General features: G+C 38.1%; 9 protein-coding genes. All 9 read right to left on the bottom strand.

Annotation, left to right across the window (positions count from 1 at the left end; genetic code table 11):
• On the bottom strand, positions 1 to 1185 hold a 1185-nt coding region (locus Q8907_04085; GenBank protein ID MDP4273439.1), incomplete at its 3' end, for a CocE/NonD family hydrolase.
• Positions 1186 to 1247: 62 nt separating this feature from the next.
• Entirely contained in the window at positions 1248 to 2774 is a 1527-nt protein-coding gene (locus Q8907_04080; protein ID MDP4273438.1) for a calcineurin-like phosphoesterase family protein, read from the bottom strand.
• Positions 2775 to 2876: 102 nt separating this feature from the next.
• On the bottom strand, positions 2877 to 5465 hold the full coding sequence (locus tag Q8907_04075) for a glycoside hydrolase family 31 protein (protein ID MDP4273437.1): 2589 nt from the start codon (positions 5463 to 5465) through the stop codon (positions 2877 to 2879).
• A gap of 186 nt (positions 5466 to 5651) precedes the next feature.
• Positions 5652 to 7169, bottom strand: a complete 1518-nt coding sequence (locus tag Q8907_04070) for a calcineurin-like phosphoesterase family protein (GenBank protein ID MDP4273436.1) — start codon at positions 7167 to 7169, stop codon at positions 5652 to 5654.
• 353 nt (positions 7170 to 7522) lie between these two features.
• Complete coding sequence (glpT, locus tag Q8907_04065) at positions 7523 to 8869, bottom strand: glycerol-3-phosphate transporter (protein MDP4273435.1); 1347 nt, start codon at positions 8867 to 8869, stop codon at positions 7523 to 7525.
• Positions 8870 to 9034: 165 nt separating this feature from the next.
• A complete protein-coding gene (locus Q8907_04060; protein ID MDP4273434.1) occupies positions 9035 to 10756 on the bottom strand; it encodes a RagB/SusD family nutrient uptake outer membrane protein in 1722 nt (573 codons plus the stop codon).
• A 13-nt stretch (positions 10757 to 10769) separates the two neighbouring features.
• Positions 10770 to 13742: a SusC/RagA family TonB-linked outer membrane protein gene (locus Q8907_04055; GenBank protein ID MDP4273433.1), complete on the bottom strand. Its 2973-nt coding sequence runs from the start codon at positions 13740 to 13742 to the stop codon at positions 10770 to 10772.
• A 30-nt stretch (positions 13743 to 13772) separates the two neighbouring features.
• On the bottom strand, positions 13773 to 15470 hold the full coding sequence (locus Q8907_04050) for an alpha-amylase family glycosyl hydrolase (protein MDP4273432.1): 1698 nt from the start codon (positions 15468 to 15470) through the stop codon (positions 13773 to 13775).
• A gap of 365 nt (positions 15471 to 15835) precedes the next feature.
• A partial coding sequence (locus Q8907_04045) for an HAD hydrolase-like protein (protein MDP4273431.1) occupies positions 15836 to 16063 on the bottom strand: 228 nt, incomplete at its 5' end.

Genomic DNA, 16063 nt, shown 5'->3' with positions numbered 1-16063 from the left:
TGAAGGCCATTCAGTAAACCTTCGCCATTGGTTACTTCCGGAAAAAAATACAGTGGCCTTGCCTAAACTATCGATAGCTCCCTCCCCTTTTAAATAATAATTCAGAAATGGAAATTCAACATTATTGCGATAATAATCCGATGTGTTTCCTCCGAAATAAATATTTCCCAATGAATTTACATTACTTGTATTCCATTTGCCATGAGCCCAGGGACCCAGTATTATATTCAGCTTGGTTTGAGGACTTTGCTGATTGATGGTCTTATATGTTCCTAATGTACCATAACAATCTTCGGCATCAAACGTCCCTCCCACGACTAATACAGCAGGTTTAATATTATAACAATTGGGACGTACATTACGTGCTTGCCACCAACTGTCATAATTGGGATGCTGCATAACTTCATTCCAGAATTTAATACTATCACCGAGTAAAGAAGATAAATTTTTAATCCCTTCTGATTTAAGGAAAAAAGAATATTCGTCTGTCTGATAAAAGGGTAAGGCAGAGGATTGCGCCATCACAGGTACCGGACGGGGCCGTCCTACCCCAGAAAGGAAATGAAAAGCGTCCGTCAGCATTAATGCCCCATTATGATGGATATCATCGCCCATAAACCAATCGGTTACCGGGGCTCCCGTACAAATTGCACGGACAGCAGGATGATTTGACAAAGCAGCCATCATGGCATAAAATCCCGGATATGAAGTTCCTATAAATCCAACCCTTCCGTTATTGTTTTTAATGTGCTTAATCAACCAATCGACAGTATCATAAGCATCGCTGGCTTCATCTACATCTGTTTTCTTCTTCTTTTTTGCATTGAACGGGCGAATATCTACAAATTGACCTTCACTCATCCATCTTCCACGCACATCCTGTATGATCAGGATATATCCTTCCCTGGAATAATTACTCCAGGAATTCCATAACATGGAGCTCATTTCCAGACCATAGGGACCGGCCTTGTATGGTGTTCGGGTAATTAAAATGGGATGTTTATCACTCCCGGATACTGGTTCATAAATTGCTGTAAAAAGCCTGGTTCCATCCCTCATCGGGATCATCACTTCCCTCTTTGCATAATTTTTTTTAACCCACTCAGCATCAATTTTCTGAGTATAGGCTTCCATAAAGAAGAAAAATGAAAAAATCAACAAAAAACAAAAGTGTTTCATTTTCATAAATTGAAATTTAGATCATTCAAGACCCGTAAATTACATTTTCTTAAATTCTAATAAAAATTTCAATAAGAAATAGCTGAAGAAAAATCAGAAGTAAAAGAATTCTGGGTATAAACATTCCCAAATTCATCTGTGGCCTTCACTTCAATCCTGGATGCACCAGGATTCTTCAGGGTATATGTATATAGATGAGAACATTTTTTACCAAAACTTTTCATTTTCCTGTGCAAAACTCCGACATGATAGCCCACGGCCCAGGCATCATAGCTAATACCAGCCATGCTTTTCATTTTGCCGGTCCTAGCCCCGTCTTCAAAAACTTCAATTTTCCATTTTCTATCGGCATTCCAAACATTTGCAACAATAGAACCTTTGCCCAATCCAAAAGAAAAATTTCCGTATTGCCCACCAAATGAAGCATCTCCATGATAGAGCCTGATCTGAAAACCTTTGTCATAATTTACAGCCTTGAAATACCAGTTCTTCATCCTGTTCCCGTCAATCTCATAGACTTCATAACCATTGGGAGTACCATCGCAACACATTGTAGAATGCCAAAAAGCACCGCAGGCCGTCCCATGAATGTGTTCATACATATTGTGTGCAGAGGTAAAAATATAATTTTTGTTAGTATGTGTATGACCGGCCATCAAATGTACTTCCTTGTAATCTTTTAATAAATTACGTAATATTTCTTCATTATTGTCTTTTGCATTGCTTACCGGAATATGGTAATAAACAATAACCATTTTATCTTTAGACACATAACTCAAATCATTTTTAACCCATTTTAACTGTTCATCAGTTATCCCCCCCTTATAATCCTCAGAATTGGAATACATGATATTATCCAAAGAAATGAAATGTACACTTCCTCGATTAAAGGAATAATCAGTGGGCCCGAATACACTCTTGAAATCATCAGAACTTCTTGGAAGTAATTTAGACTGAGGATTCCGGCTTTTATCGTGGTTTCCTACAGTTACAAAAACAGGAATATGAATTGAGCCAATAAGTTTATTCATTGCGGGTAAAACCTCAGGGGTATTCCAGACCACATCACCTAAGGCTATGCCATAGCAGGGAGCAGACACAGTACTTATTAAGTGATTTAAATCTTTTACCGTTTCATTTTTAAAACGGGCTGTCTGAACACTATTTGCACATTGTGGATCACCAATGCAAACAAGGGTGAAATTGTTTTCAGAATTTGACAGTTTATTCAGTACAAAATCATGCCTGATTAGCTGATTAGATTTTCCATCTATACGGGCATAAAAACAAGGATTATTATCGTTTGAACCTTTCGTTTCTATCTTATAAGCCGAAGGGGTAGAATAAAAAACGAATTGGGAATTCTTGTTTTTCACAAGCTGATACAAACCTTTTGAATTAGTGGCCGTACAAGTATAACCATCGCTTACAACCACATTAGGAACAGGATTTCCCTCATTGTCCTTAATCTCACCATATAAATTAATTCCTTTATCAGGAACAACTTCATCGCCAGTGAATGAAATTCCATATCCACCAATACATTGAAGAAGAAAAATGATTACTGCAAGTAACCACAATTGATGCCTTTTCATTTTTATTTTTTTAGTCACTTTCGGATATAGAGATTCCTGTAAATATTTAAGTAAAAAACACTCAAATATTACAGGAACCTTTTTTAATCATTTAAGCCTTAATTATTTCTTTTTCATGCCATTTAAATCATCCAAAGATTTTGAAAAATTTGAATTAAAATATTGAATCAACGAATAAAACTGTTCAGGATAATAACCCAGTTTTAAATTAGTTTCTTCACAATTCCCAATATAATCAGGGACAATCCAGGCCGGGTCTTCAAACTTTTTGGCCAGTACCAGTTTAGTCAATTCTTTAAACACTCTCTTTATGCCTGTATTTACATTTACACTGTCCTTTTTGCTATAAGAAATCTTAATTTCCTGCTTAGTTGAGCAAAGATCCCTGGGAAGGAAAATATTAACTGCCAATTCGTTCCCATCATAATTCCATTTGTCGGAATCAACTGTAAGTGAAAAATCCAATTTGCGGTCGTTTACTTTAATCTCTTGAGGAATCTCAGCACCGTATAACCGTATTGTGTAGGTTCTTGAAAGGGTCATGTTTTGATATTGGCCTTCTCTAGGATAAATCGTAATTTCCTGTGTACGGTTAATAGAATTAACCTTAGAGACAACACGGGTAATTGCAAAATGTGTAGCATAATCCTTATTCGTACCATTGTCCTCATATATATTTGCGGTTCCGTCTCCACCAGGGAAAACTCCGATGATGATATTTTGAGGATTTTCATCAAGATTCTTCACGCTGCTGTTATACATAGGAATGACAGATCCGGCCTTAACATATACAGGGTATTCGTCCAATGAAAAGCTGCGGTTAACTTCCTGACCACCTTTTAATAAGGTACCACTGCACCATTCGTACCAATCATTACCTTTGGGCAACCATAGCTTCAAATCAGATTTTCCACCCTGCATTGCTGATGTGATGGGGCAAACCAGCATATCGTCACCAAAGAAATACTGATTTTTGTAAGTATATGCCAAAGGCTCCCTTGAATAGGAATAATACATGGGACGGCAAAGCGAAATGCCGGTATCATAAGCTTCACGGGCCATTGTATAAATGTATGGAGATAACTGATAACGAAGATGGATGGAATTATATAAAGCATCGAAATACTCGCCCCTGAAATTCCAGATTTCTTTGTTTAAAACAGCGCTTTTAGATGTATGCGTACGGAATATGGGACTAAATCCCCCATACTGCATCCAGCGTACATAAAGCTCGGGATTCAATTCCTGTTTCATATCTTTAGTCAACATATGCCCGCCAATATCGTGGCTCCAGTATCCATACAGTACATTCGAAGCACAGTTGGTGAAATAGGGTTGAAAATTAAGTGAAGCCCAAGAAACTACGACATCACCAGAAAATCCAATCTGATAACGATGATTTCCTAATCCGCCCCAACGATGATAAAGCAAAGGCCGGGTATCCGAATTTCTTTCCTGATCGGTAAAGAAAGTATAATTTAACCACCAGGTATTGCTCAGTTCAGGAATCTTCTTGTCATTTAACCATTGTTGCCAATCAAGCCACCAGAAACTGATCCCTTTTTTCTCCATCGGATGTAAAACCACATCAAAAAGATTAGTCATGAATTTTTTACTGGTAGGTTCATAAGGAATATTTTTATGAGTTAAGGTGTCAAAATTCATCTTTTCAGCAAACCTCTTGTAAGGTTCTTCATAAGGAGCAATGCCCGATGCAGGGTGAAGATTTAAAGTTGTTTTCAAATGATTCCCCTTTACCCAGGTAAGGAAATCGTCCGGATCAGAAAAAAGGCGCTTATTCCATGTCCAGCCTGTCCATTGTTGCTTTTGCCCGAACTCATCATGCCTGCTTGTTAAACTGTCGGTATTGTGCCAATCCATATCAATAACCAATACATCCAGGGGAATATCATATTTTTTAAAATTACCCACCAGGTTTCTCAATTCATTATCAGAATAACTCCAATAACGCGACCACCAATAGCCGAAAGCATAACGGGGAGGTAAAGGTATCTTTCCGGCAATTAAAGTAAATTCCTTCAATGCTGCAGTATAATTTTTTCCATAAGCCATAAAATACCAATCCTGGGCATTATTATTCACCCGCTTGTTTACCCATGGCCAGTCAGAATTATCGAAAATCAAAGATTGGGAATCATCAATTAAAGTCCAACCATCGGTAGAAAGCAGTCCGTCTTCCAATGGTACTTTTGTTTTTCTGGTTCTATGCGTATCACCGTTAAAGCCATCCAGGGTTCTATAAGTACCTTTTAAATTATTCATTTGCTTCGTCCCCGGGACCCAGGTAAAAGCATCCGTTTTGTTTAAATATTTAATTTTAAGATTTTCTCGATTAAACTTCCCACTATTTAATTTATAGGATAACTCTAAACTGGAAGTTTTTATAGATAACCAGCCTCTTTTAACTGATTTTGAAAATGTTGGGACTGGTAATTGCCTGTTGATGACAACAAAAGAAGCGGCATCGTTAAAATTCTGCAAACTATCCCATTCCATTCTGATCAGGTCAGGGGTCAATACGGTAAAGCGGACATTCCCCATTTTTACAACAGAATGGGGATCTGCAACAGGATAATTGGCAGTTTGCCCAAATACAGGGGAAAATGACAATATAGAACAGAGAAACACCATCCATCCTACTCTTAAATTCTTAAAAATATTATAACTCATAACACTTGTTTTTAAAACAGGTTCCTTGAAAATTTTAATACATTTATTTAATGAATAATCATCGAATAAAAATATTTGCGAAATTTCTTAACAGATAAAATCTCTCTCAAAATCCCGCAAATATTTCAAACTTAACTATAATGGAAAATCCTAATGTTCGTTTTAAAAAAAATCAACTATAGCAATTTATTGATAAGCTTCAGCCGTCGAAAAATCACTGGTGATTGCTGATTGGGTATATTTATTTCCAAATTCATCAATAGCTTCAACTGTAATTTTTACTGTTGGATCAGAAACCTGGTACAGATAAACATGGTTGGTATACTCGCTATAACCTGTAGTAGTAAGTCCAAGAACACCAATATGATATCCCTGTGACCAGGCATCAGTTTTGACAGACGAAGCCCTGGTCATCGATCCTTTTAACACTCCGTTTTCATAAACATTAACTGTCCATTTACTATCTGCATTCCAAATATTGGCAATTAAAGTATTTTGCGTTTGCCCGTAAGAATAATAACCACAGGTACCGCCAAATTTTACATTTCCCCAATGAAGCCGGATCTGGAAATTTTTATCATAGTGTACAGATTTGTAATACCAGTTCTTTATGGTATTCCCACTAATTGAATAAACGGCAAAACCATTGGGCGTACCATCCCCATTTATGGTAGAATGCCACCATGCGCCGCATGCTGCACCGTGAATGTGTTCGTATACGGAAATGGGAGTTGTTACACTGTAATTCTGGGTATAATGAGTATGCCCGGCCATTAAATGGACTTCAGCAAAACCATTTAACAGGTTCAGAATATTATTACGGTTTACAATACTCGTAGTATTGCGTAAAGGAATATGATAATAAACAATAACCATATCCGTTTTAGGGACATAACTTAAATCTTCTTTGAGCCATTCTACCTGGCTATCAGAAAAACCACCATCATAAACAGATGCACCGGAATACAATATATCATCCAGGCATACAAAATGTACATTCCCCCTGTTGAAAGAATAATTCAGAGGGCCAAATGTCGAACAAAAAACAAGGCTGTTACGAGGTTTTGTTGTATCCGCATATGCTACTTTATCATGATTCCCGACAGTTACAAAAACAGGCATCTTGGTTGAAGAAATAACAGTCTTCATAGTGGCTTGCAAAGTCGGCTTATCGCCAACCATATCACCAAGCGATAACCCATACGAAGGATATGCACTGCTGTCAACAAAAGCCTTAATGTCAACCATCGTTTCATTTTTAAAACGGTTGACCTGAGTAGTACTGGTTACTTGCGGATCCCCTATACACAGGAGATTAAAATTCGTTTCATCAACAGTTGACTTTTCCAAACTGAAATCATAACGCTGGGAATTTGAGGCTAATTTTTGATAAAAGGCAGAAGGATCGGCCTTATAACTTGCAGGAATAGAATAAAACACAAAATCAGCGTTAGTGTTTCTTTTCATTTGATATACACCTGCACTATCTGTCAAAGCACAGGTATAACCATCAGATACAACAACCCCCTTGACAGGATTCCCATTGACATCTCCAATAAAACCGTACAAATCCATTCCGGCTTGAGGATGAATACTTACAGAGTAAGATACAGGATCAGTATTTTTATTACAACTAACTACGATAAAACCTAAAAAAGCAATGCATATAATCAAAAACAGTTTAGAACGGTTAAAATTTTTCATAACTTTTCGTTTATCTTTTTTGTTAAAAATATCTATTTATAATTAGCAAAGTCTTTAATATCCTTAAAAAAAGGAAGTTTCAGAAGATGGTATTGAACCATTAAAAAGATATAATATCTTTCATTTTTCATAAAATCTTTTCACCTTAAAATCAAAATATTGCTTTCTTATTTATAATGCAACGATTTATCTGTAAAGATTTGTTTCGTTTTATATATGTTTAATAAATAAATAGCATAAATATTAATCAAATACACACTTAAAGAAAGTAAAACAAATTTTTATTCTATTTTTAAAAGCTCAATTTAAAGTTTCCCTCCTAAATATTAAAAATGGCTGACAATGATGAATTGTCATATGTTAGCTTTATTGTTATGAATTCTTTTCTCCGCATTCCAGATCAAAGCAATCATTAAAATTGAAAGAATACAGGCAGCTATTAAAAGGATGAAGGCAGCATTCCAACCGAAATATTTAACAATGAGTCCGAAAAAAATATTGGCAAACACGGCCCCTCCCAAATAACCAAATAAACCGGTGAAACCGGCAGCTGTACCGGCTGCTTTTTTAGGAACAAGGTCTAGTGCCTGAACGCCAATCATCATAACCGGTCCATAAATTAAAAATCCCGTGGCAAATAATGAAAGGTCATCAACTACCGGATGTCCTGCCGGGTTTTGCCAGTAGACAATGACGGCAACAGCGACCAAAGCCATATACAAGATAATAACCGGAGCACGGCGTCCTTTAAATACTTTATCAGAAAGCCAGCCGCAAAGCAAAGTACCGGCAATGCCGGCAAGTTCATAAAAGCAATAGGCAATACTTCCCCCGGTGGAGGATACATGTTTTACCTCGTTCAAATATAACGGAGCCCAGTCCAACACACCATACCGCACCAGGTATATAAAAGCATTTGCAACGGCAATCAGCCAAAGCAACTTATTTTTAAAAACATATTCAATAAAAATCTGTTTGGGTGTAAACTCTTCTTCCTGACTTTCATTATATGTAGCAGGATAATCATTACGGTAAAGTTCAATATTGGGCAATCCACAGGACTGTGGTGTATCCCTTATTAATAAATAGGCGATAAAAGCGGCCACTAATGCAGCAATTCCAGGGAAATACAATTTTGCATGCCAATCGCAAAACAAGGAACAGCCCCATATAGCCAACAATGGCATAAGTGCACCTCCTACATTATGGGCTACATTCCAGATTGACATTTTCGTACCCCGCTCGTTTGCCGAGAACCAATGGGTCATTATTCTTCCGCAGGGGGGCCACCCCATACCCTGAAACCAGCCATTTATAAATAAAACAATAAACATGATGGACACAGATGAGGTTAAAGCAGGTATCAACCCCATTGCAATCATGGTAAAAGCGGATAAGATCAAACCTATAGTCAGAAATCTCCGGGCATTGCTTCGATCCGAAACAGAGCCCATGACAAATTTACTTATTCCATAGGCAATAGAAATTGCAGCAAGGGCAAAACCCAGATCAGCCTCATCGAAACCTTTTGCTTTAAGATCATTCATTACCAGCGAAAAATTTTTCCTCAGAAAATAATAGCCGGCATAACCAAAAAAAGATCCGCAAAAAACCTGAAACCTCAATTTTACATAAAGGGGATTTATCTTCTCTTCTGATATCAATGGCTTGTGAGCCGGAGGTCGTAAAAAATTCCACACGATAATATATTTTTAACAAAATCTTAAAAAACAGATAACTGCGGGATTTTAATTCCAGCAGTTATCATGTTGCAAATCAACCAAATAAACAACTACAAATTAACCAAATGTTTATAGAACTTAGACAGTTAATCAATAACTATCGGATAATTGATTAGAACTTGATTAATAACCGGGATTTTGTTCCAGGAGGTTATTTGAAGACATAATCAAAGTAGGAACAGGATATCTGTTCAGGTTTGAATTATTATCGGGAGTATGATCCCACCATGCCTCGGTGGTATAAGCACCCCATCTGATCAGGTCGGTACGGCGGCGTCCTTCTCCCACAAACTCTTCCATCCATTCATCAAGCATCCTGTATTCGTCCAGATTGTCCTTGGTAACCGGGTTGGGATCAACACCGTTTGCAAAATAACGTTTACGTACTGTCTCAATCAAGTTAGCTGCGACGTCAGGATAACCCAAACGCAGTTTGCATTCTGCCAGCATGTAATAAATTTCACTAAGCCTGATGACAGGAATATCCGGATTACATCTCAACAGCCGGTCAGTAAGATTAGGCATAGGGCTAAGTTTCATCAGACGTACCCCTGAATTTTCTTCTGCAGTTGCAACGGTAGAAGGAAGATCATTGACCGTAGGATAAGCAGTGGTTCCAAGTTGTTTGAAATAAGAAACCTGATCGACCATAGTAATGGTTTTGCCCTTATATTCACGGCTACCTGTACAGGTTCCCCCATCCACCGGGTTAACCAGTTTGCCTACGATAAACATCCCGCGGTATTTGCCGCTCCCTAAATATACATAGGGTTGTTTACGAACGTCAGCACTGTTAAATTTCGCATACGCACCTCCCAATTTATATCCGTATTTAGGATCATCCTTATAATTTGTCCCATTAGGTTCAAGGGATGGAACCAGGCACATACCATTGTTGCCTTTTTCCTGATCAATTGAACCCAGAAATTTGTAAGTATTGTAATGCTGCCACCTGGAGTAAAGACCATCATTTTCAAGAAAAGCATTTTGACTTGGAACAGACCAAATAATTTCAGGACAGGTTTCATTGTTGAAGCCGAAAATATTGGTCCAGTCAGTTGCCAATGCGTATTTGCCATATTTACCATCTATAATATCCTGGCAAATATCAGCACATTCCTGAAACATGTCTTTTCCGATATATGCCTTGGCATTAAAATATAACCTTGCTTTCAATGCTGCTCCGGCAGCACGGTTAATGCTTCCATTTTCCATTGCCCCCAGGGTTGTTTTTACAGGCAAATTGGGAATAGAAATGTTCAATAAGGAATCAATAAAATTAAATGTTTCCTGAGCTGTCGATCTTGGCTTGAGATTGGAGTTTGTGCTGGTATATAAAGGCAAACCGCCAAAAAGATCCAATCCATCCAGGTAAAATGAAGCCACCAAAGTCTGAAGTTGGGTTTCCATTGATTCTTTTGTACCCTCCGGAAATTTCAGGGCTTTAAAATCGACATACTTATTAATATCCTGCAGTGCATCCCAGGAAAGGGCGACACCCATTGAAAATCCATACCAGCCATTATACACATCACCTAAATCGGGAGTAAAAACGTGATGGTGTACCTGTTGATAAATACCTCCATTTAACCAATCGCTTCCCCGGGTAGGTAAACATACCTCATCAGTGCCAAATTCCTGTAAATCCCACTTATAAACGCTACTGGCTTCATACCATCTCCAGTGGGTAAACGGACGGTAAAAGCGCTGCCATACATTCTGCTGGCTCGAATAAAATGTAGAAGGTACAACTTCAGAATAATAGGTTGGTTCAATACTACAGCCTGCTATACCAACCAATCCTACTATACCATATATAATTTTTGAGAAAATTTTGTTTTTCATATTTCCTTAATAATTAAAATGTGACTTGAACACCAAATGTATAACTCCGAACTTGCGGATAAAGGCCATTGAACCATTCAATACCACCGGACAAACCGGTCACGTCTATTTCAGGATCCTGTCCGCTATATTTCGTGAATGTGGCGACATTGTTTGCCGTTACGTAAAATCTGGCTTTTTCAAAAAGCCTGGTATATTTCTTAAGATTCAAATTATAAGCCAGGTTGATGGCATCAATTTTAAGGAATGTACCATCTTCCAGGAAATAGTCACATAATTGCTTCTGCCCGGTGACGTCTTTAAACTTGGTATAAGCTGTTTTCAGGACATTCTGACCGGCTGCACCATTTTGAAGGCCAAAATACATGTTGATTGAATTGTATACGTCAAATTTGATCCAGCTTCTCATGTTCACACCCAAATCCCAGTTTTTATAACTCAGGTTATGAGACCATCCAAGCATCAGTTTAGGAACAAAATTGCCTACGAATTGCTTGTCAGCCAATGTTTTCTGACTTGCAGGGATAGCTTTTCCATCCTTGTCATAGAGGAGAAAATCACCATTGCTGTCAAATCCGGCAAATTTCCACATGTAGAAGCTGCCAACCTTTGTATTTTCCTGGATACGAATAGCAGTTCCGGGACTTCCGGGAGCCGGAAAATCGGCATAGTCATAATAGGTTTGATTACCCCAAAGATTGAGGATCTTGGTATCATTATGACTTAAATTCAAAGATGTCCTATAGGACCATTTACTTGTTTTTAGAACATCGCCTCCAATTTCAAATTCCCAGCCTGTATTTTGCATATTACCAATGTTTTCATACATGGTTGATTTGGTGTAAGGGGGTTGAGAAACCTGTACGCTATAGATTAATCCAACAACTTTGCGTTTATAGATATCGAATTTTCCATATAGTCTGTTATCGAAAAATGCATAATCAAGACCTAAGTTCCATTCATGCTGCTCTTCCCATTTTAAATCATTATTGATATTCTTGGTAGCCCCGTAACTCTGAGCCCATGTTCCATTAGGCATTAACCAATAAACATCAGAGCCGTACATCGTTGCAGCATAATCGGCACCAAAGTTGTTATTACCGGTAACACCATATCCTATACGAAGTTTCAGATCGCTGATGGCTTTAATATCTTTAAGGAATGATTCTTGAGAAATATGCCAACCTCCGGATAATGACCAGAAATTTCCCCAACGGTTGTTAATAGCAAATTTTGAGGATCCCTCCCGGCGGAATGTTCCGGTAAACACATATTTGTCGTTATATGAATAATTTACACGGGAATACATGGAAACCAGGCGTTGGGTAATTGACTTGTTCGAGCTCATAGAAGCCTGGCCTTCAGCCAGAAAAGTTCCTTCCCCCATATCCCAGAACTTTACTTTATCATTTGTAAAGTCCGTATTAGACATGCCAAAGCTTTCGTTATTATATTCAAAATAACTGTAACCAGCCAATGCATTAATGGCATGTTTATTAAAATTATGTATGTAAGAAACCTGACCTTCGGAGGATAAATTCTCAGTTTTATTAAAACTTAAAGATGCAGTACCGGTAGTACTATTTTCCAACTGCACACGGTGATACCTGGATTGATATACATGATGTTCATATTGCCTGTTTTCATAAGCTATGGACTGTTGAACGGATAAGCCCGGAACAGATAAAATATTTACTTTAAAGGTTGCATCAGGCATAAACCATTTATCAAGACCTTCGTCGGTAGTCAATTTGGAATCAGCCAATACATTATAATCCAGTGATTCATTCAACCAAACATTATACCCGGTAATACTGCTTGTATCATAAGGGGAACGGGTAGGATTGTTAAATAAAGCCTGTTTGAAATTAGGTGAATTATCATTTCTCTTAGCTTGTCTGTAATCTGCATGAGTTTTTATTTCCAACCATCCATCAAGTAAATTGAAGTTGGCATTAAAACGGCCTGCATAATCGGTTCTTGAATCTTCAATAGCAATGCCATTTTGCTTATTATACATGAAGGTTCCATAAATCTGAGTAAATTTATTACCTCCATTTAAATTAAACACATGTTTTTGGGAATACGGGCTTTTGTTGATCAGTTCGTTGTACCAATCGACTTTGGAACCATAATCCGTTCCCCTTCCATCTGCAAGAAAGTCATCAGCAGATAAAACTTCAGGTCTTCTGCGGACAGTCTGAACGTTATATTCACCGGTATAAGTCATCCTCAGTTTCCCATCCTGATTCATCTGTGCCTTCTTGGTAGTAATCAGAATGACACCGCCGGCAGCCCGTGTACCATAAATAGCGCCAGCCGAAGCATCCTTCAATACATCAACCGAAAGAATATCTTCCTGAATGATCTGACGGATATCACCTCCAGGCATTCCATCAATAACAATCAAGGGAGTTTTTCCTGCATTTACAGAAGCAACACCTCTCAACTGAAAGGTACTTCCGGAGTTAGGACTGGAATTTCCGGTAATGACCAAACTGCTGATTTTTCCCTGTAAAGCTGTGCCAATATTAGCACCCCCTACACCAGCCATCAGGTCATCACCAGATACAGAAGATATAGAACTGGTTACCTGCTTTTTTTGCAAGGTTCCATAACCCACAACCACTACTTCTTTCAAAGCCTTAGCGCTTTCTTCAAGGACAATGGTTAAATCCTGAAAACTGGATACGGATACTTCTTTAGTTTTGTATCCTACATAAGTAACCGTTAACACAGAAGAAATTCCGGCCTTGACTGAAAAATGCCCCTTAGCATCAGTTATACAGGCACTGGTTGTTCCATTTACCACAACCGTGGCTCCCAGAAGGGGATTTCCCGATTCATCGACTACTGTTCCTGTTACAGAGGGTAGTCCGCCATTCTCAGGTACTTGGGCAAAAAGGCCCAGCTGAGAAAACAGAAACGCAATAACAAGGAACAAAAAGAATTTTTTATTCCTCCAATTTGTAACTCTTTTTTCCACTTTCTTTGTTTTTAAGTTAATATTAATTGTTTAATCAACTTTATATAAACCATAAGACACAGCCGTTGAAAGGATATGTAACTTCCCTCCCGTATAAGATAATTTGCATGAAGGACTTTGAACTATAGGAACGATCTTACTGATCTTACCGTTGTAATTAATAAACAGATCTTCAGCTTTATTAGAAGGATTAATAACTACAATGATGGTTTCGTCCTTTGATTTTCTCTCATAGACTAAAGGATAGGTCTGCTTTTTACTGAGCAGAAATTTTATCTGTCCATTTGTAGCCAAAGCACTGTTTGTTTTCTTTATTTTGATCATGGTTCTCGTGAAAGAGAGCAGAGAAGAAGGATCATTTTTCTCTGTTTCCACATTGGGAAAGTTAGCCATTGTATCCACCGGAAGATACAATTGGTCAGGTGAAGCATTTGAAAAACCGGCATTTATACCTTTACCCCATTGCATAGGCGTACGGCTGCCAGCACGGTTAATAACCGTTACACTTCCTTCTTTGGGAGGTAATCCTTCTCTGTATTTCATCCCAATTTCATCACCATAATAAACCAGGGGAACGGTAGGGAGAGTAAAAAGCAAGGCCATGACAGTTTTCAACTGGGGAGCAGTATCCCTTGCCCTGCAACAAGGTCTTTGCCGGTCATGATTCGTGGTAGGGACACAGATATACCCGTCATATTCCTTAGCAGCCTTTAATTGTATAGTCAAATTGTTAGCAAATATAGTCGGATCGCCCAAACCTCTAAGATCGAAGTAGGAAGAATCTACAATTTTTTTACCTATCATGTTGTAAAACAACTGGGTATAACCGCTATTAGAGGTCTGAAAAATAAAATCCATGGTAAAACCGGCTTTAAGTGACTGACTGGGATCGCCCCATTCTGAAAGCAAGATTCCCTCGGGATGCCGCTGTTGCATGTGCAAACGGACATCATGCCAGAACTTATCGGTTTCAACCCAATCTTTATCATTTTTTATAAGCGAATGGGCCATATCAACGCGGAAACCATCACAACCCTTATCCATCCAGAAATCGATTATCTTCATAATCTCTTCCTTATTTTTCCGCGGACCTTCGGCCGTAACAGGTTGCTCCCAGGGATGTGCAGGATCAGGATTTGCAAAACCATAATTCAATGCAGGCTGGCAATCAAAGAAATTCTTCAGGTACGCGCCATTGCGCTCAAAATGACCAGAGACAAATTTCTTGGTGGGTTTCAATGTAGAATCATTGGTCCAGATATAACGGTCGGTATATTCATTTCTTTCTTTACGTTGAGAAGCCTGGAACCAGGGGGATTCGATGGAAGTATGGCCGGGAACCAAATCCAGGCAAACCCTGATTTGCCTTTTATGAGCTTCAGCAAAAAGACGCTGCAGGTCTTCATTCGTTCCGTAACGTTTGCCTACCTTATAATAATCGATGACATCATAACCTGCATCCTTATAGGCAGACTCAAAACAAGGATTAATCCAAATAGCATTGACACCCAACCACTTGATATAATCCAATTGTCCAATAATCCCCTGAATATCCCCAATCCCGTCATTATTGGAATCTTTGTAACTTTGAGGATAAATCTGATAAAAAATAGCTTGCTTCAGCCAGGAAGGTGAAACTCCCTTATGCATATTCTGGGCATTCATGTTAAAACATGCAGCCCCGGATACGATAAGAATAAGCCATACAATGTTTCGTAAAATTTTCATAGTCAATAATCATAAGAATTTAATAGTTAGTACTGATGAAATAAAATTGGTAGAAATTCTTCCTTGAAGAATTTACTTAGAGTTTTGTTTATCTATTATTTAAGCACAACTAAATTTTAAGGGTCTATTTCCTTTTCTTAACATACCTTTTAAATAATCATTATTTGTATACGAAAAGAAATTTTACATTTTCAAAAATATAAAAAAAGAAAGAAAAACAAACATTTTTTTGATTTTTTTCTTTCTTTTTTATGATTGCACAGGAATCCTATATTTCGAAAGAATATTTTTTCTTGCAGATGAACAATTACGGTGGGTTTAACCTAAAGTGCAGGCTAGAATTTTAAATTCATTACCCGGATTGACTAAATCTGTAAAAGCATTTCCCCAAATTTGCCCAGGTCGTCCACAATGATATCCGGACGGGGATCAGATTTCTCGGCCACATCGAGGCTTGTTTCTCCGGTTAAAACAAGCACGCCCAATGCCTTGGCATTATAGGCCAACTGCAAATCCGTGTAGATCCGGTCGCCAACCACAGCAATCTGGGAAGACTTAACCTGGTAACGGTGCTCGATCCCGACCAACATTCG

This window comes from Bacteroidota bacterium (assembly GCA_030706565.1).
Classification (GTDB): domain Bacteria; phylum Bacteroidota; class Bacteroidia; order Bacteroidales; family JAUZOH01; genus JAUZOH01.
The sequence above is the reverse complement of the archived record's forward strand: the minus strand, read 5'-3'. Positions and strand labels throughout refer to the sequence as shown.

Excerpts from the sequence above, each read along its gene's own strand:
- Q8907_04080 (MDP4273438.1), bottom strand. The coding sequence starts at position 2,774 with ATGAAAAGGCATCAATTGTGGTTACTTGCAGTAATCATTTTTCTTCTT.
- Q8907_04075 (MDP4273437.1), bottom strand. The coding sequence starts at position 5,465 with ATGAGTTATAATATTTTTAAGAATTTAAGAGTAGGATGGATGGTGTTT.
- Q8907_04070 (MDP4273436.1), bottom strand. The coding sequence starts at position 7,169 with ATGAAAAATTTTAACCGTTCTAAACTGTTTTTGATTATATGCATTGCT.
- Q8907_04060 (MDP4273434.1), bottom strand. The coding sequence starts at position 10,756 with ATGAAAAACAAAATTTTCTCAAAAATTATATATGGTATAGTAGGATTG.
- Q8907_04050 (MDP4273432.1), bottom strand. The coding sequence starts at position 15,470 with ATGAAAATTTTACGAAACATTGTATGGCTTATTCTTATCGTATCCGGG.